General features: G+C 69.6%; 23 protein-coding genes. 10 read left to right on the top strand and 13 right to left on the bottom strand.

Features of this window, described 5'->3' with window-relative positions:
* Positions 1–2: 2 nt before the first annotated feature.
* From KF941_RS01590 to hutI, 5 genes are read right to left on the bottom strand one after another with little or no spacing between them, the layout of a single operon-like run.
* Entirely contained in the window at positions 3–1,157 is a 1,155-nt protein-coding gene (locus KF941_RS01590) for an acyl-CoA dehydrogenase family protein (RefSeq protein WP_214272399.1), read from the bottom strand.
* Positions 1,154–2,302: a CoA transferase gene (locus tag KF941_RS01585; RefSeq protein WP_214272398.1), complete on the bottom strand. Its 1,149-nt coding sequence runs from the start codon at positions 2,300–2,302 to the stop codon at positions 1,154–1,156. The genes KF941_RS01590 and KF941_RS01585 overlap by 4 nt, the downstream gene beginning before the upstream one ends.
* Positions 2,299–3,090: an N-formylglutamate deformylase gene (hutG, locus tag KF941_RS01580; RefSeq protein WP_036752206.1), complete on the bottom strand. Its 792-nt coding sequence runs from the start codon at positions 3,088–3,090 to the stop codon at positions 2,299–2,301. Before hutG ends, KF941_RS01585 begins: the two co-directional genes overlap by 4 nt.
* Complete coding sequence (hutH, locus tag KF941_RS01575) at positions 3,087–4,652, bottom strand: histidine ammonia-lyase (protein ID WP_214272397.1); 1,566 nt, start codon at positions 4,650–4,652, stop codon at positions 3,087–3,089. The genes hutG and hutH overlap by 4 nt, the downstream gene beginning before the upstream one ends.
* Complete coding sequence (gene hutI / locus KF941_RS01570) at positions 4,621–5,823, bottom strand: imidazolonepropionase (protein WP_214272396.1); 1,203 nt, start codon at positions 5,821–5,823, stop codon at positions 4,621–4,623. Before hutI ends, hutH begins: the two co-directional genes overlap by 32 nt.
* A gap of 96 nt (positions 5,824–5,919) precedes the next feature.
* Between hutI and KF941_RS01565 the strand changes: the two genes are divergently transcribed.
* The 4 genes from KF941_RS01565 to KF941_RS01550 all read left to right on the top strand — a co-directional run bounded on the left by KF941_RS01565 (position 5,920) and on the right by KF941_RS01550 (position 9,858).
* Positions 5,920–7,281 (top strand): formimidoylglutamate deiminase, encoded by a 1,362-nt coding sequence (locus KF941_RS01565; protein WP_214272395.1) that lies wholly within the window; start codon positions 5,920–5,922, stop codon positions 7,279–7,281.
* Complete coding sequence (locus KF941_RS01560) at positions 7,278–7,979, top strand: UTRA domain-containing protein (RefSeq protein WP_214272394.1); 702 nt, start codon at positions 7,278–7,280, stop codon at positions 7,977–7,979. Before KF941_RS01565 ends, KF941_RS01560 begins: the two co-directional genes overlap by 4 nt.
* Before the next feature lie 68 nt (positions 7,980–8,047).
* On the top strand, positions 8,048–8,836 hold the full coding sequence (locus KF941_RS01555) for an inositol monophosphatase family protein (protein ID WP_036752221.1): 789 nt from the start codon (positions 8,048–8,050) through the stop codon (positions 8,834–8,836).
* 62 nt (positions 8,837–8,898) lie between these two features.
* Complete coding sequence (locus KF941_RS01550) at positions 8,899–9,858, top strand: DMT family transporter (protein WP_083539050.1); 960 nt, start codon at positions 8,899–8,901, stop codon at positions 9,856–9,858.
* On the opposite strand, the gene KF941_RS01545 is transcribed toward KF941_RS01550, so the two are convergent.
* Positions 9,812–11,965, bottom strand: coding sequence for a lytic transglycosylase domain-containing protein (locus tag KF941_RS01545; RefSeq protein WP_240540189.1), 2,154 nt, complete (start codon positions 11,963–11,965; stop codon positions 9,812–9,814). The two genes, KF941_RS01550 and KF941_RS01545, sit on opposite strands and share 47 nt — an antisense overlap.
* 103 nt (positions 11,966–12,068) lie before the next feature.
* On the opposite strand from KF941_RS01545, the gene dapA reads away from it, so the two are divergent.
* Positions 12,069–12,944, top strand: coding sequence for a 4-hydroxy-tetrahydrodipicolinate synthase (gene dapA / locus KF941_RS01540; protein WP_072461614.1), 876 nt, complete (start codon positions 12,069–12,071; stop codon positions 12,942–12,944).
* 229 nt (positions 12,945–13,173) lie between these two features.
* Here dapA and KF941_RS01535 read toward each other — a convergent pair whose 3' ends face one another.
* The 6 genes from KF941_RS01535 to KF941_RS01510 are packed head-to-tail and all read right to left on the bottom strand — an operon-like array spanning position 13,174 to position 19,115.
* On the bottom strand, positions 13,174–13,557 hold the full coding sequence (locus tag KF941_RS01535) for a Na+/H+ antiporter subunit G (RefSeq protein ID WP_214272393.1): 384 nt from the start codon (positions 13,555–13,557) through the stop codon (positions 13,174–13,176).
* A gap of 9 nt (positions 13,558–13,566) precedes the next feature.
* On the bottom strand, positions 13,567–13,836 hold the full coding sequence (locus tag KF941_RS01530; protein ID WP_214272392.1) for a K+/H+ antiporter subunit F: 270 nt from the start codon (positions 13,834–13,836) through the stop codon (positions 13,567–13,569).
* A complete protein-coding gene (locus KF941_RS01525; RefSeq protein ID WP_036752230.1) occupies positions 13,833–14,324 on the bottom strand; it encodes a Na+/H+ antiporter subunit E in 492 nt (163 codons plus the stop codon). The genes KF941_RS01530 and KF941_RS01525 overlap by 4 nt, the downstream gene beginning before the upstream one ends.
* Positions 14,321–15,895, bottom strand: a complete 1,575-nt coding sequence (locus tag KF941_RS01520) for a monovalent cation/H+ antiporter subunit D (protein ID WP_072461617.1) — start codon at positions 15,893–15,895, stop codon at positions 14,321–14,323. Before KF941_RS01520 ends, KF941_RS01525 begins: the two co-directional genes overlap by 4 nt.
* Positions 15,892–16,275 (bottom strand): Na+/H+ antiporter subunit C, encoded by a 384-nt coding sequence (locus tag KF941_RS01515; RefSeq protein WP_036752235.1) that lies wholly within the window; start codon positions 16,273–16,275, stop codon positions 15,892–15,894. The genes KF941_RS01520 and KF941_RS01515 overlap by 4 nt, the downstream gene beginning before the upstream one ends.
* Positions 16,275–19,115 (bottom strand): monovalent cation/H+ antiporter subunit A, encoded by a 2,841-nt coding sequence (locus tag KF941_RS01510; protein ID WP_214272391.1) that lies wholly within the window; start codon positions 19,113–19,115, stop codon positions 16,275–16,277. The genes KF941_RS01515 and KF941_RS01510 overlap by 1 nt, the downstream gene beginning before the upstream one ends.
* Positions 19,116–19,240: 125 nt before the next feature.
* On the opposite strand from KF941_RS01510, the gene ruvC reads away from it, so the two are divergent.
* The 5 genes from ruvC to KF941_RS01485 are packed head-to-tail and all read left to right on the top strand — an operon-like array spanning position 19,241 to position 22,723.
* A complete protein-coding gene (gene ruvC / locus KF941_RS01505; protein ID WP_036752241.1) occupies positions 19,241–19,735 on the top strand; it encodes a crossover junction endodeoxyribonuclease RuvC in 495 nt (164 codons plus the stop codon).
* Positions 19,736–19,745: 10 nt separating this feature from the next.
* Positions 19,746–20,417, top strand: a complete 672-nt coding sequence (gene ruvA / locus KF941_RS01500; RefSeq protein ID WP_214272390.1) for a Holliday junction branch migration protein RuvA — start codon at positions 19,746–19,748, stop codon at positions 20,415–20,417.
* 5 nt (positions 20,418–20,422) lie between these two features.
* Complete coding sequence (htpX, locus tag KF941_RS01495; RefSeq protein WP_214272389.1) at positions 20,423–21,298, top strand: zinc metalloprotease HtpX; 876 nt, start codon at positions 20,423–20,425, stop codon at positions 21,296–21,298.
* Entirely contained in the window at positions 21,295–22,320 is a 1,026-nt protein-coding gene (gene ruvB / locus KF941_RS01490; RefSeq protein ID WP_036752249.1) for a Holliday junction branch migration DNA helicase RuvB, read from the top strand. The genes htpX and ruvB overlap by 4 nt, the downstream gene beginning before the upstream one ends.
* Entirely contained in the window at positions 22,313–22,723 is a 411-nt protein-coding gene (locus tag KF941_RS01485; RefSeq protein ID WP_214272388.1) for a PaaI family thioesterase, read from the top strand. Before ruvB ends, KF941_RS01485 begins: the two co-directional genes overlap by 8 nt.
* A 487-nt stretch (positions 22,724–23,210) precedes the next feature.
* Here the strand turns inward: KF941_RS01485 and KF941_RS01480 are convergent, their stop codons facing one another.
* Positions 23,211–23,528 carry a chorismate mutase gene (locus KF941_RS01480; RefSeq protein ID WP_036752255.1) on the bottom strand — a complete coding sequence of 106 codons (318 nt, stop codon included), beginning with the start codon at positions 23,526–23,528 and terminating at the stop codon, positions 23,211–23,213.
* Positions 23,529–23,860: the final 332 nt, after the last annotated feature.

Raw genomic sequence — 23,860 nt, 5'->3', positions numbered from 1 at the left:
GTTCAGGCCAGCATGTTGCCGGAAATGATGATGCGTTGGATTTCCGAGGAGCCCTCGTAGATGCGCATGATGCGCAGGTCACGGGCGATCCTCTCGATGGGGAAGTCGCGAGTGTAGCCATAGCCGCCATGCAGCTGCAGCGCGGTGTCGGCGATCCGGCCCGCCGCCTCGCTGGCGGCAAGCTTGGCCATGCTGGAGGCCAGCGAGAAGCGCCCGCCGTGGTCATGGGCGTGCTGGCGCTGCCGCGCGGCGTCCTGCGACAAGAGCAGAGCTTGGCGATAGGCCAAGCCCATGTCGGCGATCATCCAGCGGATACCCTGCCGGTCGGAAAGCCGCTCACCGCCGATCACGCGGTCCTTGGCATAGGCGATGGCGGCGTCCATCGCCGCTTTCGCCAGCCCCAGGCATTGCGCGGCGACCTCGATGCGGCCGTTGTCCAGGACCTGCATGGCGGTGCGGAAGCCCCTGCCCTCTTCGCCCAAGAGCGCGCCCTCGGGCAGGTGGCAGTCGAGGTTCAGGGTGAACACATGCCCGCCCTTCAGCCCCATCGTGCGCTCGGCCGCGCCCGGCTCCAGCCCCGGCGTGCCCTTGGGCAGGATGAAGGCCGAGATGCCCCTATGCGCCTTCTCGGGATCGGTCACGGCATAGACGACGATGAAATCCGCCACGCCGCCGTTCGAGATGAAGCATTTCGTGCCCTTCAGGTGCCAGCCGCTCTCGGTCCGGCGGGCGCGGGTCTTCATGTCGGCGGGGTCGGAACCGGCGGTGGGCTCGGTCAGGGCGAAGGCCCCCAGCGCCTCGCCCGCCGCGGCTTTCGGCAGCCATTCCTGTTTCTGCGCCTCGGTCCCGCCCAGCAGGATCGAATCGGTCGCCAGGTAATGCGCCGTGAGCGCCGAGGCGGTCGAGCCGCAGGCCCCCGCCACGATGGCGACCGCGCGCAAAAGCGCCGGGGCCGAAATGCCGCTGCCGCCATGTTCCTCGGGCAGGTTCGCGCCCATCATCCCGGCCTCGCCCAGCACGGCAAGCTGGTCGTGGACGAAAGCCGAGGTCTCGTCGGTTTCCGCCGCCTTGGGCGCGATCCGCTCGGCGCAGATACGCTCCAGCACGTCGCAGAACAGCCGTTCCTCCTCGGCCAGCATGCGCCAGTCGTCGCTCATGCGGTCTCCTCCAATCCGAATGCGCGCAGGATGGCGGCGCGGTCGCCGCCAAGGCGCGGGGCCGAGGTCTCGGCCACGGGTTTCTCTGCATCGAAGCGCACCGGCTGGCCGACGGTCGGCGCCAGCCCCAGCACCGGATGCGGCAGGCGGCTGACCAGCCCGCGCGTCAGCGCATGCTCGTTGCCCGCCGCCTGGGCGATGTCCCAGATCGGCGCGGCAGGCAGCCCGGCGCCGGCCAGCGCGGCGACGGCTTCCTCGGTGGTCAGCCGGCGCGACCAGCTCTCGATCAGGCGCTTGAGGTCCGGCTCATGCGCGGTGCGGCTTTCGTCGCTGGCAAAGCGCGGGTCGCCGGCGGCCTCGGGCGCGCCGATCAGCGTGGCGAGCGCGGCGAACTGGCGCGGGTTCAGCACCGCGATCACCACCTGCCCGTCCTGCGTCGCAAAGCAGCCGAAGGGGGTGGACAGGGGATGGCGGTTGCCCACCCGCTGCGGCAACTGGCCGGCATAGAGATGCAGCGCATGGCTGGTGGTCAGCATGGAAAACAGCGCGTCATACATGGCCACGTCCAGCGTGGCGCCCTGCCCGGTGGCGTTGCGGTTGACCAGCGCCGCCATGACCGCCCAGCTGCCGAACAGGCCGGCGATCAGGTCGGCCATGCTTTCGCCGGTCTTCAGCGGCGCGCCGCCTTCCTCGCCGGTGCCGGCCATCAGCCCGGACATGGCCTGCACCACCAGGTCATAGGCCGGCAGGTCGCGGAACGGCCCCTGCTGGCCGAAGCCCGAGATCGAGCAATAGACCAGCCGCGGATTTTCCGCCCGCAGCGCCTCGGCCCCCAGGCCCAGCCGGGCGGCGACGCCGGGGCGGAAGTTCTCCACCACCACGTCGACGCGCGCGGCGATGGCCTTGGCCAGCGCCAGGTCGGCGGGATCCTTCAGGTCCAGGACCAGGCTCTGCTTGCCGCGGTTGTTCAGCGTGAAAAGCGCGCTTTCGCCGTCCTTGAACGGGCCGATATGGCGGTAGTCGTCGCCGGCGGGAGGCTCCAGCTTGATGACCTCGGCCCCCAGGTCGGCCAGAAGCGCGGTGCAATAGGGCCCCGCCAGCACGCGGGACAGATCCAGCACCCTGATGCCTTGCAGCGGCTTCATGCCCGCAACTCCGGCGCCAGCGCGGCAAGGCGCTCCAGGATCGCCTTCAGCGTCGCGCGCAGGGTTTCGGCCTTGGCCTCGTCATAGGCAAAGGGCGGGGCCTCGGTCTCCAGATGCGTCGCCTGCGCCAGTTCCATCTGGATCGCGTGGACGCCCTGTCCGGGCTGGCCGTAATGCCGCGTCGTCCAGCCGCCCTTGAAGCGCCCGTTCAGAACATGGGTCCGGCCCGTCGCGGCTGCGACCTCCTGCGTGGCGGCCTCGATGGCCGGCGCGCAGGAGCGCCCGCCGTTGGTGCCGATGTTGAAATCCGGCAGCACGCCGTCGAACAGGAACGGGATCACCGAGCGGATCGAGTGGCAGTCGTAAAGGATCGCCACCCCGTGACGCGCCCGCACCCGTTCGATCTCGGCGGCCAGCGCCGCGTGATAGGGGGCGTGGAAACGCGCCTTGCGCTCGGCGATGTCCTCGGCCGCGGGTTCGGTTTCCCAGATCGGCTCGCCGTCGAAATCGGTCAGCGGCACCAGTCCGGTGGTGTTCTGGCCGGGATAGAGGCTCGCGTCGTCCGGCCCGCGATTGGCGTCGATGACATAGCGGTGGAAGGTCGCGCGCACCGTGGTCGCGCCGGGCAGAAGCCCGTCATAGAGCCGATGAATATGCCAGTCGGTATCGGCCAGCACCTGCCCGCGCGGGTTCAGCCGGGCGCGGATGTCGTCGGGCAGCCAGGTTCCGGTATGCGGCAGGCCCAGGATGACCGGGCTGTCGCCCTGCGCGACTTCGACGGGGTTCACGGCCGCACCTCGTCCAGCAGGCTGGCGGGGACGGCGCCGACCAGCACGCCCTCGCGCACCAGCCGGGCGGATTCGGCCAGGTCGGGGGCAAGGTAGCGGTCCTGTTCCAGCGCCGGCACCGTCTGGCGCAGCGCGGCGATCACCGCCTGCAACGGGGCCGAGGTCGCCAGCGGCGCGCGGAACTCGACGCCCGCGCTGGCGCAAAGCGCCTCGATGCCCAGGATCTGCGCCAGGTTCGCGTTCATCCGCTTCAGCCGCCGCGCGCCATGCGCGGCCATGGAGACGTGATCCTCCTGGTTGGCCGAGGTCGGCGTCGAATCGGTGCTGCACGGCGTCGCCAGGTGCTTGTTCTCGCTCATCAGCGCCGCGCTGGTCACTTCCGCGATCATCAGCCCCGAGTTCAGCCCCGGATCGGGGGTCAGGAAGGGCGGCAGGTCATGGCTCAGCGCCGGATCGACCATCAGCGCGATGCGGCGCTGGGAAATGGCGCCGATCTCGGCGATGGCCAGCGCGATCTGGTCGGCGGCGAAGGCCACCGGCTCGGCATGGAAATTCCCGCCCGAGACGATGCGGTCGGCCCCGACCAGCACCAGCGGGTTGTCGGTCGCGGCGTTCGATTCGATCTCCAGCGTGCGCGCGGCCTGCCACAGCAGGTCGATGCAGGCCCCCGTCACTTGCGGCTGGCAGCGGATGCAATAGGGATCCTGGACGCGGGTATCGCCGATCCGGTGGCTCTCGCGGATCTCGGACCCCTCCATCAGCGCCCGGATGGCGCGGGCGGCGGCGATCTGGCCGCGATGGCCGCGCAGGGTGTGGATCTCGTCCAGGAAGGGCGCGGTCGAGCCCATGATGGCATCGGTCGAAAGCGAAGACGTGACCAGCGCCGCGCGGGCACTGGCGAAAGCCTCGAAAAGCCCCGCCAAGGCGAAGGCGGTCGAGACCTGGGTGCCGTTGATCAGCGCCAGCCCCTCCTTGGCGGCCAGCACCACGGGCGAAAGCCCCGCGGCCGCCAGCGCCTCGGCCGAGGGCATCTCGCGGCCCTCATAAACCGCCCGGCCCTCGCCCAGCATGGCGGCGGCCATATGCGCCAAGGGCGCCAGGTCACCCGAGGCGCCGACCGATCCCTGCGCCGGGATCACCGGCAACACGCCGCGCGCCAGCATGTCCTCGATGAGCGCGATCACCTCGGGACGCACGCCCGAGGCACCGCGGCCCAGCGACAGAAGCTTCAGCACCATGATCAGCCGCACGGTTTCCGGCTCGACCGACTCGCCCACGCCGCAGCAATGCGACAGGATCAGATTGCGTTGCAGCGTGGCGGTATCCCGCGCCGCGATCTTGATCGAGGCGAGCTTGCCGAAGCCGGTGTTCACGCCATAGACCGGCGCCTCGCCATTGGCGGCGGCGGCGATGCGGGCGGCGGATTCGGCGATGCCGGGACGGGCGCTGTCGGCCAGGCGCACGGCCAGCCCCTTGCGCCAGACCTGCTCAAGCTCGGCCAGGGTGGTTTCACCGGGGGTAAGGATCAGTTCAGACAAATTCGCCTCCGACGATGCGGGCATGAAGGGGGTTGAAACCGATGCGATAGGTCAGCTCGGCCGGGTGGCGGATGTCCCAGACCGCCAGGTCGGCGCGCATGCCGGGTGCCAGCCGGCCGCGATCCGCCAGGCCCAGCGCGCGGGCGGCGTGGCGCGTGACGCCGGCCAGGCATTCGGCCGGGGTCATGCGAAACAGCGTCGCGCCCATGTTCATGGTCAGCAGAAGCGAGGTCAGCGGCGAGGTGCCGGGATTGCAATCCGTGGCCAGCGCGATCGGCACGCCGGCCTCGCGCAGGGCGTCCATCGGCGGATATTGCGTCTCGCGCAGCGTATAGAAGGCGCCGGGCAGCAGCACCGCCACGGTGCCCGCGGCCGCCATGGCCTCGATCCCGTCCTGGCCCAGATATTCCAGGTGATCCGCCGACAGCGCCCCGTGCCGCGCCGCCATGGCCGCGCCGCCCAGGTCGGAAAGCTGCTCAGCATGCAGCTTGACCGGCAGGCCCAGCCCGGCCGCATGGTCGAAGATGCCGGCCATTTCCTCGCGCGTGAACGCGATGCCTTCGCAGAACCCGTCCACCGCGTCGATCAGCCCCTCGGCATGGCCGCGCCGCATCCCGGCGACCACCACATCGCGGACATAGCCCGCGCGGTCGTCCTTGTATTCCGGCGGCAGGGCATGGGCGGCCAGCCAGGTCGTGCGGACCGTCACCGGGCGCGCCTGCCCGATGCGGCGGGCGACGCGCAGCATCTTCAGCTCGCTGTCCACGTCCAGCCCGTAGCCCGACTTGATCTCCAGCGTGGTCACGCCCTCGGCCAGCAGCGTATCGACGCGCGGCAGGGCGGATGCCAGCAGCGCCTCTTCATCCGCCTCGCGGGTGGCGCGGACGCTCGACAGGATGCCGCCGCCGGCGCGGGCGATTTCCTCATACGAGGCGCCTTCCAGCCGCATCTCGAACTCGCGGGCGCGGTCGCCGCCAAAGACGATATGGGTGTGGCAGTCGATCAGCCCCGGCGTCACCAGCCGCCCGCCCAGGTCATGCCGCGTCGCATCGGCATAATGCGCGGGCAGATCCGATTCGGCGCCGATCCAAGCGATTCGCCCGGCCTCAATCACCAGCGCCCCCTGCTCGATCAGGCCGTAACCACCTGATTCTTCGTCCATCGTGACAAGCTGGGCGTGGTGGAGAAGCTGCATCGGATCGCATCCCGGATTGATTTCTCGGTCGTTCTATGTCTAAACTTATTTCATCTCTATGTCTAAACTTATTTTGGCACAAAGAAGGGCGACGGGATGACGGTTATCTGGGCGGAGCGGGCCTTGTTGCCCGATGGATGGGCAGAAAATGTCCGGGTGACGGTCGAACAGGACCGAATCGCGGCGGTGGAAAAGGACGCCGCCCCGCAGGGCCATCGCACGGGCCTGCTGCTGCCGGCGCTTGCCAACCTGCACAGCCACGCCTTCCAGCGCGCCATGGCCGGCCTCAGCGAAGCGAAGGGCCCCGAGCCGCGCGACACCTTCTGGACCTGGCGGCAGATCATGTATCGCTTCCTCGACCACCTGACGCCCGAGGATGTCGAGGCGATCGCCGCGCTGGTGCAGATGGAGATGCTGGAGGCCGGCTATGCCACCAATGTCGAGTTCCATTACCTGCACCACCGCCCCGGCGGCGCGCATTACGACAATATCGCCGAGATGGGCGAACGCATCGCCGCCGCCGCCGGGCGCACCGGCATCGGCCTGACGCTCTTGCCGGTGCATTACCAGTTCGGCGGCGTGGACCGCCGGCCGCTCGCCCCCGGCCAGAACCGCTTCGGCACCACGCCCGAGGAATTCCAGCGCCTGCTGGACGGTTGCGAGGCCGCGCTGCGCGCCCTGCCCGCCGATTCGGGCATCGGCGTCGCCCCGCATTCGCTGCGCGCGGTCAGCCCCGAGGGCCTGCAAGCCTGCGTCGCGCTGCGCCCCGGCCGGCCGCTGCACATGCACCTGGCCGAGCAGCTGCCCGAGATCGAGGAAATCAGCGCCGCCTATGGCCGCCGCCCGGTCGAATGGCTGCTGGACAACCACCAGCCCGACCGGCGCTGGACGCTGATCCACCTGACCCACATGACCGAGGACGAGACCCGCCGCCTGGCCGCCACCGGCGCCGTGGCGGGGCTGTGCCCGATCACCGAATCGTCCTTGGGCGACGGCATCTTCAACGGCACCATCTGGGCCGAGGCGCAGGGCCGCATCGGCTTCGGCTCGGACAGCAACATCCGCATCTCGCTGGTCGAGGAACTGCGGACGCTGGAATACAGCCAGCGCCTGCGCGACCGCGGCCGGGCGATCCTGGCCCAGCCGGAACGCTCGACCGGGCGGGTGATCTACGAGGCCGGGCTCGACGGCGGCGCCACGGCGGCGGGGCGCGAGACGGGGGCGATCCGGCCCGGCCTATGGGCCGACCTGGTCGCGGTCGGGCTGGACAATCCGGTCATGGCCGGGCGCAAGGGCGACCAGCTGCTCGACAGCCTGGTCTTTGCCGGCCATGACGGGCTGGTGCGCGACGTCTGGTCGGCGGGCCGCCATGTCGTGCGGGACGGCAGGCATATGGACCGCGACCGCATCATCGCCGATTATCTGGCAACCATAGCCCGGCTTCAGGATCGCATGTGACCGAAAGAAACGCCTCCAAGGCGCAAGCCATCACCAGCGAGGTGCGCCGCCGCATCGTGGACCGCGAATGGCGGCAGGGCGACCGCATCCCGGACGAGGCCGAACTGGCCGTCGAGTTCGGCGTCGCCCGCGCCACGGTGAACAAGGCGCTGCAGATGCTGGCCGAAGAGGGGCTTCTGGACCGCAAGCGCCGCGCCGGCACCCATGTGACGGTGAACCCGGCGCGCAAGGCCACGCTGACCATCCCCATCGTGCGCGAGCAGATCGAGCAGGCGGGGATGGAATACAGCCACCGCGTCGTCGCGCAGCGCCGCAGCCCGCTGCCGGCCGATGTCGCCGCCCGCATGACCCTGCCCGAGGGGCGCGAGCTGATCCACCTGCGCACCGTGCATTACGGCGACGACAAGCCCTTCCAGGCCGAGGACCGCTGGATCAACCCCGCCGCCGCGCCGGGGGCCGAGGCGGTGGACTTCCAGCGCATCACCGCCAACGAATGGCTGGTCAGGAACTTTCCCTGGCTGCACGCCGACATGGCGTTCTCGGCCGAGAACGCCAGCGCCCGCGACGCCCGGCTGCTGGAGACGCGGCAGGGCACCGCGCTTCTGATCCTGCAGCGCACCACCTTCAACGACCTGGGCGCCATCACCTCGGTCCGGGTGGCCTTTCATCCCGGCTATGCCATGATCGCAACGCACTGACCGCCGCGCCGGCTTCACTTTGCGCGGCCCTTCGCCTAATAGGCTGGCAATCCCAAAAAGGAAAAGCCATGGCCAGCGCCAATCTCAACATCATGATCAAGGCCGCGCGCAAGGCGGGCCGCAGCCTCGTCAAGGACTTCCGCGAGGTCGAGAACCTCCAGGTCTCGGTCAAGGGCGCGGGCGATTTCGTCAGCCGCGCCGACCGCGAGGCCGAGCGCATCATCAAGGAAGAGCTGCGCACCGCCCGCCCGAACTACGGCTGGATCGGCGAGGAAACCGGCGAGGAAGCCGGCGAAGACCCGACCCGGCGCTGGATCGTCGACCCGCTGGACGGCACCACCAACTTCCTGCACGGCCTGCCACATTGGGCGGTCTCGATCGCGCTGGAGCATAAGGGCGAGATCGTTGCATCCGTGGTCTTCGACGCCGCCAAGGACGAGCTGTTCACCGCCGAGCGCGGCGACGGCGCCTTCCTGAACGACCGCCGCATCCGCGTCTCGGGCCGCCGGCAGATGATCGAATCGATCTTTGCCACCGGCGTGCCCTTTGCCGGGCGCGGCACCCTGCCCGCGACGCTGCGCGACCTGTCGCGGCTGATGCCGCTGACCGCGGGCGTCCGGCGCTGGGGCGCGGCCTCGCTGGACCTCGCCTATGTCGCGGCCGGCCGCTACGAGGGCTATTGGGAACGCGGCATCAAGTCCTGGGACGTGGCCGCCGGCATCCTGCTGGTGAAAGAGGCCGGCGGCTTCGTCGAATCGATCCGGCCCGAGCAGAGCGCGATCGAATCGGGCTCGATCGTCGCCGCCAACCCGCAGCTTTTCGACGAGTTCGCAGGATTGGTGCGTCAGCGCGACTGAGCCCGGCTTGACCTTTGCCGCGTGCAAGGGCATGGGCGAAACTCAAGACTGGGATATCCGCAATGCCCAACAACCGCCAGACGGGGCCGCTGATGGCCCCGGCAGCCAGCCCGCCTGCCGTCCCGCCGCCGCTTGCCGTGCCGCGCGCCGAACGGCAGGGCGCGGCGATCCTGATGATCTGTGCCTCGGCGCTGATCTTTGCGGCGCAGGACGGCATCTCGCGCTATCTGGGCGCCACCTATTCGCCGATCTTCGTCATCATGCTGCGCTTCTGGTTCTTCGCGGCCTTCGTGATCCTGCTTTGCGCACGGGCACCGGGCGGACTGGGCCGCGCCGTCCGTTCAAAACGGCCCTGGACGCAGATATTCCGCGGCGTGCTGCTGGTGGCGGAGGTCGTGGTCACGGTCGAGGCTTTCGTGCGGCTGGGCCTGATCAACACCCATGCGATCTTTGCCTGCTACCCGTTGCTGATCTCGGCGCTGTCCGGGCCGGTCCTGGGCGAAAAGGTCGGCTGGCGCCGCTGGGCGGCGGTCGCCGTGGGCTTCGTCGGCATCCTGATCGTGCTGAAACCGGGCAGCGGCGTCTTCAGCGCCGATGCGGTGCTGCCCTTCGTCGGCGCGGCCATGTTCGCGGTCTATGGCCTGCTGACCCGGATGGTCGGGCGCGACGATCCGGCCATGGTCAGCTTTTTCTGGACCGGCATCGCCGGGGCCGTCGCCATCACCCTGGTCGGCATCTGGCATTGGGAGCCCATCGCCGGGCGCGACATCCCCTGGCTCCTGCTGCTCTGCTTTGCGGCGGTGGTGGCGCATTTCATGCTCATCAAGGCCTATGAGCTGGCCGAAGCCTCGGCCTTGCAGCCGTTCTCCTATACCCAGCTCGTCTGGGTCAGCCTCTTTGGCGTGGTGATCTTTGGCGAGACGCTGGCGCCGAACGTCGCCCTCGGCGGCCTCATCGTCGTCGGCGCCGGCCTGTTCACCTGGTGGCGCGCTCGCCAGCGCGAGCGGGCCGGGCGGCACTAAGCGGGGCGGCGCTGGCCTCCTCGACCGGCGCCGGGCCCAGCACCTCGGCCAGCACGCCGCCCGCGGCATAGGCCGCCAGCCGGCGCGCCGGCATCGACGGCCGGGACGAGGCGACCAGCCGGATCGGCGGCGGCGCCGGCGCGGGCTTCATGCCGCCCCCGGTCAGATCCCATGTCGGCACCAGCGGCACCGGCTGGCCCTTGATGCGGGCGCGATAGACCGGCAGCGCCTCGGCCACGCGCATGACGTAGTTGCGCGTCTCGTCGAAGGGGATCATCTCGACCCAATCGACCGGGTCCACCTGCCCGCGCAGGTCGCCGAACTCGTCCAGCCAGCGGGCCGAGCGCCCCGGCCCGGCATTGTAGCCCGCCGCGACCAGCGCGATCGAGGGACCGAAGCGGTCGCGCAGCCCCGCCAGATAGGCAGCGCCCAGCCGGGCGTTATAGGCGGCGTCGCGGGTCAGCCGCGCCTGTTCGAAGGGCTCGCCGACCTTGCGCGCCATGGAACGCGCGGTGTCGGGCATGACCTGCATCAGCCCCAGCGCCCCGGCATGCGAAGAGACGGTATGGTTGAACTCGCTTTCGCGCCGGGCGATGGCCATGACCAGCTCGGGCGGCAGGCCCAGCTCGCTGTTCTCAAGGCCCGTCAGCGGGAAATAGGCGGCCGGATAGACCGCGCCCTTGGCGGCGGCGGCCTTGGCCAGGCGCAGCGCGTGCCAGGGCTGCCGCATCTCCAGCATCATCCGCGCCATGCGGCCGATGTCCTCGGGCGCGGCGGTCTCGGCCAGGTGCAGGAAGAAGCGCGCGCCCTGGTCGGGCTCGCCCGCCGCGACCAGCCAGGTGCCGGCCTGCCAGACCGGATTGGCGCGCAGCGGGCTGCCGCGCCAGTCGGGCAGGCTGGCCTCGCTGCGCCCGGCGACGGCCAGCGCGGGCTGCATCGGCAGGCCCAGCCTTTCGGCGGCCAGCTGACCATACCAGGCGGATTGGTATGCGGCGGCGCGTGCATAGGCCGCCGCGGCGCCGGCCCCGTCACCCACGGCCTCCAGCGCCCTGCCCTGCCAGTAATGCGCGCGGGACAATGAGATCGGGCTCGCCACCGCCTGCTCGAGCGTGCGGAAATGCTGGAGCGCCCGGTCCGCCGCGCCGCCGCGCAGCGCGGCATAGCCCGCCAGCCACTCCAGGTCGGAAAAGGCATCACTGCCCGGCGGCAGGAAATGCCCGGCGGCCAGCCTTTCGGCCAGGGCCCAGTCGCCCTGCCGCAGCGCAAGGCGCGCGTAATCGGCGCGCTTGCCGGCCCAGGCCGCGGGATCGCGCAGCGCCTCGGCGCTGGTCGAGCGCTCCAGCATCAGGTCGCGCGCCAGTTCGGGCATCTTGGCCCAGACCCGCCAGCGGAAACGGTCGAGCGCGAGGCCCGCATCATCCCGCTGCACCTCGGGCAGGGCCAGGATCAGCGCATCCACCCCGGCCTGCCCCGATTGCAGCGCCAGCCGGGCGCGGCCCAGGGCTTGCGCCGGCGCCGAGGCCATGGGCAGCACCACCTGTGCCGCCTGCCATTCGCCCAGATCCAGAAGCCGCATCAGCCGCGCATCGTGCAGCCCGGCAACCTCGGCGCCATGGGCGGCCAGAAAGGCGTCGGCCTCGGGCTTGGTCAGCGCCTGCTCGGTCCAGAACCGCGCGATCTCGGCCCTGGCGGCCGCGGGGTCGGTCGCCTGCAGGGCCACGATCAGGGCCGTGGCACCGTTCAGCGTGTCGGGCCGGCGGGTGCCGAACCACTCGATCACCTCGGCCGGAGGCAGGTCGGGGCGCAGCACCGCGTCGCCGCGCTTCCAGAACAGCGCCATGCCGGGCCAATCCGCATGGCGGCGGGCAAAGTCGCGATATTCCGGCCAGCCGCCCTGCCCGGCCCGCAGCCGCTGCCAGGCAATCAGGTCGCGAGCGATGGGCCCCGAGGCTTCGGCCGCGGCCGCGGCGCTGGTCCAGTCGCGCATCGCCGCCGCCGCCAGGGCGCGGGACAGATGCCCGGCATCCTCGGCCCCGGCCGGCAGGGCGAGGCTCAGCGCAAGGGCCAGTGCCGGCCCCAGGATCCTGTCGCGGAAAGGATACATCATGGCCCCATTTCTGCGAGGTTCCGCCGCGCGGCGCAACTCACATCCTTGGCAATCCGCGCATCCGCATGTAAGCCGCCATCAGAGGCAAATTCAGGATACCCACATGTTCAGAGGCTCGCTGCCCGCGCTGGTCACGCCCTTCACCCCGGACGGGGAGCTGGATCTCCCCGCGCTGGAAAAGCTTGTCGAGTGGCATGTCGACCAGGGCAGCCACGGGCTGGTGCCCGTCGGCACCACCGGCGAAAGCCCGACGCTGAGCCATGAGGAACACCGCAAGGTGATCGAAGAGGTCGTGCGCATGGCCGCCGGCCGCATCCCGGTCATCGCCGGCGCCGGCTCGAACTCGACGCGCGAGGGGATCGGGCTGGTGCAGCACGCGCAGGCGGCGGGCGCCGATGCGGCACTGGTGGTGACGCCCTATTACAACAAGCCGACCCAGGCCGGGCTGGTCGCGCATTACACCGCGCTGCACGACGCAAGCGACCTGCCGATCATCATCTACAACATCCCCGGCCGTTCGGTCATCGACATGGCGCCCGAGACCATGGGCGAACTGGCCCGGCTGCCGCGCATCATCGGCGTCAAGGACGCGACCGGCAAGCTCGAGCGCGTCTCGATGCAGCGCGCGGCCTGCGGCAAGGATTTCGTCCAGCTTTCGGGCGAGGACGCGACGGCGCTGGGGTTCAACGCCCATGGCGGCGTCGGCTGCATCTCGGTCACGGCGAACGTGGCGCCCCGGCTCTGCGCCGCGTTCCAGGAAGCGACGTTGGCGGGCGATTACGCCCGCGCGCTGGACTACCAGGACAAGCTGATGCCGCTGCATGTGGCGATCTTCCTGGAGCCGGGGGTGGCGGGCGCGAAATACGCCATGTCGCGGCTGGGCCTTTGCAGCGACGCCGTGCGCCTGCCGCTGGTCGGGCTGACCGATGCGACCAAGGCCCGCGTCGACGCGGCGCTGGCCCACGCCGGGCTGATCTGAACCGCGCATCAGGCCGGAACGAGAGGGGGCGGGCTTTCCGCCCTTTTTTCATGGCCGGACCGGCGGGACCGGCGCAGCCGGGGGCTTTGCGCCCCCGGACCCCCGCAGGATACTTAAGCACAAAAGAAGCGGCCGCACCGGCTTTCCCGCCTGGCTTCTTTCGTGGATAAACATCCTGGGGGAGCGCGGAACGCGCGGGGGCAAAGCCCCCAGCAAGCGTGCCGCCTGGCTAGTCCCCTGGCTGCCGGTCGACCAGGCTTTCCTTGTCCGGGTCGCAGAAGGTCGCCCAGTCCTTGCCGGGCGCCGGGCGGGGCAGGTCGTCGCGGCTCCAGCCCAGGTGCATATGCGCCTTGGCGATGAAATAGCCGGTGACCGGCGCGGTCAGGAACAGGAACAGCGTGATCAGCAACTCGTGCCAGGTCAGCACCCCGTGCCGCGCCGGGAACCAGATCAGCGAGGCGACCAGCACCGCCCCGACGCCCAGCGTCGCCGATTTCGTCGGCGCGTGCAGCCGGGTCATCGGGTCGGGCAGCTTGATCAGCCCGTAGGAGCCGACGAGGCCGAAGAACCCGCCCAGCACCAGCAGGACCGAGACGATGATTTCCGCGATCATGCCCATCCCCTATTCGATGATGTCGCCGCGCAGGACGAATTTCGCATAGGCCACGGTCGAGATGAAGCCGACCATGGCGAACATCAGCGAGGCCTCGAAATACATCGTCGTGCCCTTGTCGATGCCGAACAGCGTCAGGAGCGCGATCATGTTGATCGCCATGGTGTCCAGCGCCAGCACCCGGTCCGACAGACCCGGCGCGAAGACCACCCGGTAAAGGCAGAACAGCAGCCCCAGCGAAAAGCAGCCATAGGCGAAGAGCAGCGCGTATCCGATCATTCGAAGATCTCCTTCAGCCGGGCCTCGTAGCGGGTCTTGATCTCGTCCAGCACCGCATCCGGGTCGGGGGCGTGCATGGCATGGACCAGCAGGGCGCGCCCGTCCTCGGACAGGTCGCAGCTGACCGTGCCGGGGGTCAGGGTGATGGTCGCGGCCAGGGCCGTGATCGCCTCGGGGTGGCGCAGCTCCAGCGGCACGGCGATCCAGGCCGGCCGAAGCGCGCGGCGCGGCATGAACAGCACGATCCGCGCCACGGTGAAATTCGCCTTGGCGATGTCCCACAGGACCATGGCCAGATAGGCGGGGATCCTGGAGGGCGCGCGATAGCCGTTCGTGCCGGGCCAATAGGGCGCGGTGACCAGTGGCACCACCACGCCGATCATCGCGGCAAAGACCAGCGAGCCCACGGCCCAGCGATTGACCAGGGCCATCCAGACCAGCGCCAGCGTGAAGGACAGCCAGGGATGCGGGAACAGCCGGCGGATCATTTCGTGCCCTCCTGCCCTTCCAGCACGGCCGAGACATAGGCGTCGGGGTCGTGAAGCTGCGCCGCCGTCGCCTCGGCCAGGCGCATGGCGGGGCCGGCGAATGCGGTCAGCGCGACGATGCCCGACAGGAGCAGCACCACCGAGGCCACCGCCAGCCAGTTCGCCGGCGCATCGCCGAGATCCTGGACCGGCTCGTCCGGCTCCAGCTTGGGGCCAGCCGCGGCTGCCGCAGGCGGAACGGGGGCCAAGCCAAGCTCGAAGCTTTTCCAGAACAGGATGGTGCCGGCCCGCGACAGGGCATAGATCGCGACCAGCGAGGTGATCAGGATGATCGCCCAGATCCAGACCATCGCCGGCGCCCCCCCGGTCGCCTGCATCACCAAGAGCTTGCCGACGAAGCCCGAGAAGGGCGGCATCCCCACCACGGCGATGGCGGCGACGAAATACAGCGCCGCGACGAGCCCGTTGCCCGGCATCACCCGGTCCAGCCGCAGCCACAGGTCGCCACGGCGCGCGCCGATCATGTCCATGACCAGGAACAGCGCGCCGGCCGCCAGCGTCGAATGGACCAGATAATAGACCGCGGCCGAGGTGCCTTGCGGCGTGAATTGCGCCACCGCGATCATCAGCGTGCCGATCGAGCCGATGGCGGCGAAGGCGGCCAGCCGGCCCAGGTGGCGGGTGCCGAGGATGCCGACCTGGCCGATGGCCAGGGTGAACAGCGCCGCGGGCAGCAGCAGGTCCGCCACCACGCTTTGCGTGACCGCATCCTGCGGAAAGACCAGGGTGAAGAAGCGGATGATGCCATAGACCCCCACCTTGGTCATGATGGCGAACAGCGCCGCCACCGGCCCCGGCGCATTGGCATAGGTCGAGGGCAGCCAGAAATGCAGCGGCACCAGCGCCGCCTTGATCGCAAAGACCAGCATCAAGAGCACCGCGCCGACGCGCAAGAGCGCCGTGTCCTCGGCCGGCATCGCCGCCACGCGCAGCGCCATGTCGGCCATGTTCAGCGTGCCGGTGACGGAATAGAGCACCCCCAGCGCCGCCAGGAACAGGGTCGAGCCGGCGAGGTTGTAGGCGATGTATTGCACGCCGGCGCGCAGCCGCATCTCGCCCCCGCCGTGGATCATCAGCCCGTAGCTGGCGATCAGCAGGATCTCGAAGAACACGAACAGGTTGAAGGCGTCGCCGGTCAGGAAGGCGCCGCAGACCCCCATCAGCTGGAACTGCCAGAGCGCATGGAAATGCCGGCCCTTGCGGTCCCAGCCCGAGCCCATGGCGTAAAGCTGCACCGCCAGCGCCAGAAGCGCGGTCAGAAGCAGCATCAGCGCCGCCAGCCGGTCCAGCATCAAGACGATGCCGAAGGGCGCGGCCCAGTTGCCCAGGCGATAGACCTGCACCTCTCCGCCCGCCGCCAGCAGGTTGAGGTAAAGCGCAACCCCGGCCAGCGCCGCGGTCGCGGCGACCGAGAACACCCGCTGCAGCAGCAGGTCGTGGCGCATCCACAGGATGATGAGCGGCCCGATGACCGCGGGCAGGACGACGGGGGCGATGATCAGGTGGCTCATGCGTCACCATCCCCGGACATGCGATCGGCAGAAAGGGAATCGGCCGGCAGGCGGTCGGCGCGCGGCATGTCCACGCGGTCGTCGCCCCCTTCCAGGAAGGCACCCAGCGCCATCATCACCACCACCGCGGTCATGCCGAAGGAAATCACGATGGCGGTCAGCACCAGCGCCTGCGGCAGCGGGTCGGTATAGCTCGCCGCCCCGTCCCGCAGCACCGGCGGCGCGTTCACCACCAGCCGCCCGGTCGAGAACAGGAACAGGTTGATGGCATAGCTGAGCATGGTCATGCCCAGCACCACGGCAAAGCTGCGCCGGCGCAGGATCAGATAGACCCCCGCCGCGGTCAGCATGCCGATCGCGCTTGACAGCAGCAGTTCCATCAGCGCCGCGCCTCCTTGCTGGGGTCGATGTCCATCGGGTGCAGGTTCACTGTCTCGCCCGCCGTCCGCGCGATGCGCGACAGCGAGTTCAGCGCCAGCATCACCGCCCCCACCACGCACAGGAACACGCCCAGGTCGAAACCCATGGCCGAGGCCAGCTCGAACTCCTCGAGCCCCGGCAACTTCACATAGCCATAGATCGAGGTCAGGAAGGGCAGCCCCGCGAACCAGGCGCCGATGCCGGTCAGCCCGGCGGCGATGACGCCGGCGCCGATCAGCGCGTGATAGTTGATCTTTTGCCGCTCCTGCGCCCAGGCAAAGCCCGAGGCCATGTATTGCGACACCAGCGCCACCGAAACCACCAGCCCGGCGACGAAGCCGCCGCCCGGCATGTTGTGGCCGCGCAGGAAGATATAAAGCCCCACCACCAGCGCGATGGGCAGGACCAGCCGCGTCACCACCACCAGCATCAGCGGATGGCGGTCGCCGGCGCGGCGGCTGTCATGGATCCAGTTGCGCAGCCGCCGGCCGCTGGCGCCGGCCAGCAGCGTCTCGGTCAGGGCGAATATGGTCAACGCGGCGATGCCCAGCACGGTGATCTCGCCGAAGGTATCGTAGCCGCGGAAGTCCACCAGGATCACGTTGACCACGTTGTCGCCGCCGCCCAGCTTGTAGCTGTTGGCCAGCATGTATTCCGAGATCGGGGAAAAGGCGAAGTCGCTGCGCATGATGACATAGGCCAGCGCGCCAAAGCCCAGCCCGGTCAGCGTGGCGATGAAGGCGTCCAGGCCGCGCTTGCGGTCGGGGCTTTCGATCACGGTGAACTTGGGCAGGAAGTTCAGCGCCAGCAGCAGCAGGACCACCGTCACCACCTCGACCGAGATCTGCGTCAGCGCCAGGTCCGGGGCCGACAGGTAGATGAAGCTGACCGAGACCATCAGCCCGATGATGCCGACCAGCACCAGCGCCAGGATGCGGCGGCGGTGAAAGGCGACCATGCAGCAGGTCGCCACCATCAGCAGCACCCAGCCGACCAGCGGCACCGGCTGGATGGGCAGCATCGGCCGCGTCGCGCCCTGCCAGCCCCCGGTCGAGAAGGCCCAGAGCCCGCAAAGCACCACGGTCAGCGAAAAGGCGGCAAAGGCCCGCGCCATGGACCCGTTCGTCAGCCGGTCGGTCAGGAAGCCAGCCGCGCAGGTGACTGCGCGGGTGATGGCATCGAAGATCGCCTGGGCCTCGGGCCATGCCATTGCCGCGCGCAGGGCCAGCAGCCGGCGGTTCAGCGCCAGCAATGCCACCCCGCCCGCCAGCGCGACGGCCGACAGCATCAGCGCCGGCGTCACGCCATGCCACAGCGCCAGATGCGGATGCTGCGCCGTGCCGGTGACGGCACTGGCCGAGGCCGCGACCAGCCAGCCGGCCATTGGGTCGGGAAACAGCCCGATCAGCACCACCAGCACCGCCAGCAGCGCCGGGGCGGACCACAGGCCGAAGCCCGGATCATGCGGGCGGTGCGGGTAATCCTGGCGCTCGGGGCCCAGGAACACCTGCCAGACGAAGCGCAGCGAATAGCAGACCGAGAACAGCGCCCCCAGCGTGGCCATCGCCGCGACCAGGCCCGGATGGCCCTGCCACGCGGCATGGGTGGCCTGTTCCAGCATCAGCTCCTTTGACAGGAAACCGTTGAGCGGCGGGATGCCGGCCATGGACAGCGCCGCCACGGTGCCGATGACGAAGGTGATCGGCATCAGCCGGCGCAACCCGCCCAGCCGGGCGATGGAGCGGGTGCCGGCCTCGTGGTCGATGATGCCGGCGGTCATGAACAGCGCCGCCTTGAAGGTGGCGTGGTTGACGATATGGAACACGGCCGCCACCGCCGCCGCCTCGGTGCCGAAGCCCAGGAGCATGGTGATGAGGCCCAGGTGCGAGACGGTGGAAAAGGCCAGCAGCGATTTCAGGTCGTCGCGGAAGATGGCGATCCAGGCCGCCAGCACCATGGTCACAAGCCCGGTGGTGGCGACGATATAGAACCATTCCGGCGTGCCCGACAGCACCGGCCACAGCCGCGCCATCAGGAACAGCCCCGCCTTCACCATGGTCGCCGAATGCAGATAGGCCGAAACCGGCGTCGGCGCCGCCATCGCATGCGGCAGCCAGAAATGGAACGGGAACTGCGCCGATTTGGTGAATGCCCCCAGCAGGATCAGCAGCAGCGCGGGCAGGTAATAGGGACTGGCCTGGATCGCCTCGCGCGCCTGCAGGATGTCGGTGATGTCGAAGCTGCCGGCGATATTGCCCAGGATCAGCATCCCCGCGATCATGGCCAGCCCGCCCATGCCGGTCACGGTCAGCGCCATGCGCGCGCCCTGCCGCCCCTCGGGCAGGTGCTTCCAGTAGCCGATCAGCAGGAAGGACGACAGCGAGGTCAGCTCCCAGAACACCAGCAGCAGCAGGATGTTGTCGGACAGCACGATGCCCAGCATCGCGCCCTGGAACAGCATCAGGTAGGTGTAGAACACGCCCGCCGGATCCTGGCGCGACAGGTAATGGCGCGCATAGGCGATGATCAGCAGGCCGATGCCCAGGATCAGGATGCCGAACAGAAGGCCCAGCCCGTCGATGCGGAAATTCGCGTTCAGCCCCAGCGAGGGCAGCCATTCGAAACGCGCCGTGACGACCTCGCCCGCCATGACCGCCGGGATATGCAGGCAAAGCCCCAGAAGCGCGATGAACGTCGCCGTCGCGCAAGAGATGGCCGCGACGTCGCGTCCCGAACGGATCAGCAATCCGGGCAGCAGCGCCCCGATGAACGGAAGCGCGGCGATCAGTGCTGGCGACATTGTCCCTCGTCCCCTTTTCGTGCCCCTCTGTTCGCGGCGGGGGGCCGGGATGTCAAGCGATTGACAAAGCAACTAGGCGATGTTCGCCTTTCGTGCTAACGCTGGATCAAAACAAGGGAACAGGCATGAAGATCATCGGCATAGACCCCGGCCTGCGCAACATGGGCTGGGGGGTGATCGCGGTCGAGGGGCCGCGCCTGCGGCACCTGGACAACGGCATCGTCCATTCCGAGGCGGGCGATCTGGGGCCGCGCCTCGCCGCGCTTTACCGCGGGCTTTGCGCGGTGATCGCCCGGCACGCCCCCGATGCCGCCGCCGTCGAGCAGACCTTCGTGAACAAGGACGCCTTGGGCACGCTGAAACTGGGCCAGGCGCGCGGCATCGCCCTGCTGGCCCCGGCCGAGGCGGGGCTGGAGATCGGCGAATACGCCCCGAACGCGGTCAAGAAGACCGTGGTCGGCGTCGGCCATGCCGCCAAGGAACAGATCCAGCACATGGTCCGCTTCATGCTGCCCGGCGTCGAATTCGCCGGGCCGGACGCGGCAGACGCGCTGGCCGTGGCGATCTGCCACGCCCATCACCTGCAGGGCCGCGCCCTGCGCATCAAGGCCAGCGCATGAGGGACGGGGAATGATCGGACGCATCGCCGGAGTGATCCTGCACCGGGCGCAGGATCATGTGCTGATCGACGTGCGCGGCGTGGGCTATATCGTCCATGTCAGCGAACGCACCGCCGCCAGCCTGCCCCCCGCCGGGCAGGCAACGGCGCTTTATGCCGAATTGCTGGTGCGCGAGGATCTGCTGCAGCTTTTCGGCTTTCCGACGCTTCTGGAAAAGGAATGGCACCGGCTCCTGACCTCGGTGCAGGGGGTGGGGGCCAAGGTGGCACTGGCGATCCTGGGCACGCTGGGGCCCGACGGGCTGTCGCGGGCGCTGGCGCTTGGCGACTGGTCGGCGCTGCGCAAGGCCCCCGGCGTCGGCCCGAAACTGGCGCAGCGCGTGGTGATGGAACTGAAGGACAAGGCCCCGGCGGTGATGGCGCTTGGCGGCGCGCTGACCGTCGATCCCGGCCCCCTGCCCGAGGTCGAGCTGGTCGAAACCGCCGCCCCCGCGCCCGCCCCCGCGCATTCGGCCCCCTCCTCAGCGCAGGCGACGGCGGATGCGCTCTCGGCGCTCGGCAATCTGGGCTATGCTCCGTCCGAGGCCGCCTCGGCGGTGGCCGAGGCCGCGGCACGGGAACCCGCCGCGCCGACCGCCGTGTTGATCCGCGCGGCCCTGCGGCTGCTGGCGCCCAAGGAGTAAGGACGATGACCGGAAACCTGCGCACCTTCATCCTGATGGCCGCCCTGACGGCGCTGGTCATGGGCATGGGCTGGCTGATCGGCGGCCAGGGCGGCGCGGTGATCGCGCTGCTGGTCGCCGGGGCGGGCAATGTCTTCGCCTGGTGGAACAGCGACAAGATGGTGCTGCGCCAGCAGGGCGCGCATCCGGTCACGCGCCAGCAGGCGCCGGAACTGGTCGACATGGTGGCGGCGCTGGCGCAGCGGGCCGGCCTGCCCATGCCCAAGGTCTATGTGCTGGAAACCGAACAGCCCAATGCCTTCGCCACCGGCCGCAACCCGGAAAACGCCGCCGTCGCGGTGACGCAGGGCATCATGCGGGTTCTGAACCGCGACGAGCTGGCCGGGGTGATCGCGCATGAGCTGGCGCATATCAAGCATCGCGACACGCTGGTCATGACGGTGACGGCCACCATGGCCGGCGCCATCGCCATGCTGGGCAACATGCTGATGTTTTCCAGCATGTTCGGCGGGCGCGACGACAATCGCGGCGGCGGGCTGGCAGCGATCCTGGCGATGATCTTCGCGCCCCTGGCGGCGGCGCTGGTGCAGATGGCGATCTCGCGCACCCGCGAATACGAGGCCGACCGCATCGGCGCCGAGATCTGCGGCCGGCCGATGGCGCTGGCCGGCGCTCTGGCCAAGATCTCGCGCGCCGCAGGCCAGGTGGTGAACATCCCGGCCGAGCGCAACCCGGCCGCGGCCAGCCTGTTCATCGTGAACCCGCTGCATGCGCTGCGCATGGACCGGCTCTTCGCCACCCATCCCCCGACCGAGGAGCGCATCGCCCGGCTGCAAGCCATGGCCGCAGGCACGGGCGCCGGCCCCTGGGGCGCAAGATGAGCCAGCCCGACCCGATGCTGCGCCCCGAACCGCTGGAAAGCGACGGCGAGGACCGTGCGCTGCGCCCGCAGCGGCTCGAGGATTTCGTCGGCCAGGCCGAGGCGCGGGCGAATCTGCGCGTCTTCATCGAAAGCGCGCGGATGCGCGGCAAGGCCATGGACCACACGCTGTTCCACGGCCCCCCCGGCCTCGGCAAGACCACGCTGGCGCAGATCATGGCACGCGAGCTGGGGGTGAACTTCAAGATGACCTCCGGCCCGGTGCTGGCGCGGGCGGGCGACCTGGCCGCGATCCTGACCAACCTGGAAGCCCGCGACGTGCTGTTCATCGACGAGATCCACCGCATGAACCCCGCGGTCGAGGAGATCCTCTATCCGGCGATGGAGGATTTCGAGCTGGACCTGGTGATCGGCGAAGGCCCGGCGGCGCGAACGGTGCGGATCGAGCTGCAACCCTTCACCCTGGTCGGCGCCACCACCCGGCTGGGCCTGCTGACCACGCCCCTGCGCGACCGCTTCGGCATCCCGACCCGGCTGCAATTCTACACCATCGAGGAACTGGACCTGATCGTGACCCGCGGCGCCCGGCTGATGGGCATCCCCTCGGAACCCGAGGGCACGCGCGAGATCGCCCGCCGCGCCCGCGGCACGCCCCGCATCGCCGGCCGGCTCTTGCGCCGCGTGGTGGACTTCGCGCTGGTCGAGGGCGACGGCAGGCTGACCCGCCAGATCGCCGATTCCGCCCTGACCCGGCTTGGCGTCGATCACCTGGGCCTCGACATGGCCGACCGGCGCTACCTGACGCTGATGGCCGAACATTACGGCGGCGGCCCGGTCGGGGTCGAGACGCTTTCGGCCGCGCTGTCGGAAAGCCGCGATTCCATCGAAGAGGTGATCGAGCCCTACCTGATGCAGCAGGGCCTGGTCGCCCGCACGCCGCGCGGCCGCATGCTGGCGCGGCTGGGCTGGCGCCACCTGGGCCTCGACGCCCCCCGCACGCAGGAGAGCCTGTTCGATGAATGACCTGGAAAGCCGCATCCGCGCCAGTTTCGACCGCCAGAGCATGATGCGCACCCTGGGCGCGCGGCTGGAAAGCGTCGGGCCCGGCCAGGTCGCCATCGCCGCGCCGATCCTGCCCGGCTCGCTGCAGCAGCATGGCGCGGGCCATGCCGGCCTCGCCTTCTCGATCGGCGATTCGGCGGCAGGCTATGCCGCGCTGACGCTGATGCCCGCGGAGGCCGAGGTGATGACGGTCGAGATGAAGATCAACCTGATGTCCCCCGCGACCGGGGACCGGCTGGTGGCCGAGGGAAGGGTGATCCGCCCCGGCCGCCGCATCCTGGTGGTCGCCACCGATGTCTGGGCCGAAACCGGGGACAGGCGCAAGCATGTCGCCATGCTCCAGGGCACGATGATTCCGGTCTGAGAATGCCCCCTTGTCCAGCCTGGGCAATGTCGCAGCCGGGGGCTTTGCGCCCCCGGACCCCCGCAGGATATTTTTCCACGAAAGAACGGGCCAATCGTCCCCCGGCTTCTTTCGTGGACAAATATCCTGGGGGAGCGCGGAACGCGCGGGGGCAAAGCCCCCGGCACGCTTCATCACCGGCACAATGGGCATTCCCCGGACCCTTACGGCCCCGGCGAGTGTTGGCCGACGGCCCCGGCGGCCGTTTGGCGCGAAGTGGCAGAGGTGCTTGCGGCGGTTTTTGGGGGTTGGTCGTGACATCGCAAAGGCCCTGCCGCGCCACGATGGAGTGCAAGGGACAGCGGAATTCTATCGGCGGCTACGCAGATCTCGGGGCTGATCCGCCTTCGCAGCGCACCGGCTTGGCCCTTGGGTGCCCCCTCCGCTGGCGACCTGCTACCGCCCTGAGGCACCGGAATCATCGGCTAAATCCGGTTCAGGCGGCAGCCTAGTCGCGGCGGGGATCGGAAAGCACCCGGTCCTCCTGGGCGATGAAATGCTCCATCATCACCCGCCACAGCCGTTCCGCCAGGTCGGGATCCAGCCCCTGGCGCAGGGCAAGCCGGCGGGCATTGGCGGCGACCTCCTCGACGCGGCTGTCGATGCGGGCGGGCAGGTTCTCGCGCAGCTTGATCCGCGCCGCCTCGTCGATCAGCGCCGAGCGTTCCGCCAGCAGCGCCACCAGCCGCGCATCCAGCGCGTCGATGCGCGCGCGCAGTTCGGGCATGGCAGAGTTCGGCGGCAGTTCGGGTTCGGGGCGGCTCATATCCCGTCCCATGCCCTGCCCCGCCGTCCGGTGCAAGCCCCGGCTGTGTCGAAATTGCCGCAGGCGATAGGCGGATTTCCGCCGAATAGGGAACGCCTTGGCCCGAATCGGCGTTTTGCCGTCAACTGGGGAAAGGAGCCGCCCCGCTTTGGAAAGGATACCGGATGAAACCAGCAAGCCTTGTCATCAACCTGGGTTTCGGCCTGGGCCTCGCGCTGGGCGCGGTCGCGCTTTTGCTGTTCTGACCCGCCGCATCTTTCCCGGCCCTCGCAGGCTCCGCCAATGAAAAAGCCCCCGGAGCCGATCCGGGGGCTTTCCTGTTTCCGACCGGG

This window comes from Paracoccus sp. pheM1 (assembly GCF_018499825.1).
In the GTDB taxonomy this organism is placed as follows: Bacteria; Pseudomonadota; Alphaproteobacteria; order Rhodobacterales; family Rhodobacteraceae; genus Paracoccus; species Paracoccus versutus.
Note: the sequence above shows the minus strand (reverse complement) of the source record. Positions and strands in the feature narration are given on the sequence as shown.

What these genes read in the sequence shown, in the direction of transcription:
- KF941_RS01485 (WP_214272388.1), top strand. Translation starts at nt 22,313, where the DNA reads ATGAATGACCTGGAAAGCCGCATCCGCGCCAGTTTCGACCGCCAGAGC.
- KF941_RS01590 (WP_214272399.1), bottom strand. Translation starts at nt 1,157, where the DNA reads ATGAGCGACGACTGGCGCATGCTGGCCGAGGAGGAACGGCTGTTCTGC.
- ruvA (WP_214272390.1), top strand. Translation starts at nt 19,746, where the DNA reads ATGATCGGACGCATCGCCGGAGTGATCCTGCACCGGGCGCAGGATCAT.
- hutH (WP_214272397.1), bottom strand. Translation starts at nt 4,652, where the DNA reads ATGCCCGCATCGTCGGAGGCGAATTTGTCTGAACTGATCCTTACCCCC.
- KF941_RS01550 (WP_083539050.1), top strand. Translation starts at nt 8,899, where the DNA reads ATGCCCAACAACCGCCAGACGGGGCCGCTGATGGCCCCGGCAGCCAGC.
- KF941_RS01535 (WP_214272393.1), bottom strand. Translation starts at nt 13,557, where the DNA reads ATGATCGCGGAAATCATCGTCTCGGTCCTGCTGGTGCTGGGCGGGTTC.
- KF941_RS01510 (WP_214272391.1), bottom strand. Translation starts at nt 19,115, where the DNA reads ATGTCGCCAGCACTGATCGCCGCGCTTCCGTTCATCGGGGCGCTGCTG.
- ruvB (WP_036752249.1), top strand. Translation starts at nt 21,295, where the DNA reads ATGAGCCAGCCCGACCCGATGCTGCGCCCCGAACCGCTGGAAAGCGAC.
- KF941_RS01555 (WP_036752221.1), top strand. Translation starts at nt 8,048, where the DNA reads ATGGCCAGCGCCAATCTCAACATCATGATCAAGGCCGCGCGCAAGGCG.
- KF941_RS01525 (WP_036752230.1), bottom strand. Translation starts at nt 14,324, where the DNA reads ATGATCCGCCGGCTGTTCCCGCATCCCTGGCTGTCCTTCACGCTGGCG.
- ruvC (WP_036752241.1), top strand. Translation starts at nt 19,241, where the DNA reads ATGAAGATCATCGGCATAGACCCCGGCCTGCGCAACATGGGCTGGGGG.
- KF941_RS01530 (WP_214272392.1), bottom strand. Translation starts at nt 13,836, where the DNA reads ATGATCGGATACGCGCTGCTCTTCGCCTATGGCTGCTTTTCGCTGGGG.
- htpX (WP_214272389.1), top strand. Translation starts at nt 20,423, where the DNA reads ATGACCGGAAACCTGCGCACCTTCATCCTGATGGCCGCCCTGACGGCG.
- KF941_RS01515 (WP_036752235.1), bottom strand. Translation starts at nt 16,275, where the DNA reads ATGGAACTGCTGCTGTCAAGCGCGATCGGCATGCTGACCGCGGCGGGG.
- hutI (WP_214272396.1), bottom strand. Translation starts at nt 5,823, where the DNA reads ATGCAGCTTCTCCACCACGCCCAGCTTGTCACGATGGACGAAGAATCA.
- KF941_RS01545 (WP_240540189.1), bottom strand. Translation starts at nt 11,965, where the DNA reads ATGATGTATCCTTTCCGCGACAGGATCCTGGGGCCGGCACTGGCCCTT.
- KF941_RS01585 (WP_214272398.1), bottom strand. Translation starts at nt 2,302, where the DNA reads ATGAAGCCGCTGCAAGGCATCAGGGTGCTGGATCTGTCCCGCGTGCTG.
- dapA (WP_072461614.1), top strand. Translation starts at nt 12,069, where the DNA reads ATGTTCAGAGGCTCGCTGCCCGCGCTGGTCACGCCCTTCACCCCGGAC.
- KF941_RS01480 (WP_036752255.1), bottom strand. Translation starts at nt 23,528, where the DNA reads ATGAGCCGCCCCGAACCCGAACTGCCGCCGAACTCTGCCATGCCCGAA.
- KF941_RS01565 (WP_214272395.1), top strand. Translation starts at nt 5,920, where the DNA reads ATGACGGTTATCTGGGCGGAGCGGGCCTTGTTGCCCGATGGATGGGCA.
- KF941_RS01520 (WP_072461617.1), bottom strand. Translation starts at nt 15,895, where the DNA reads ATGAGCCACCTGATCATCGCCCCCGTCGTCCTGCCCGCGGTCATCGGG.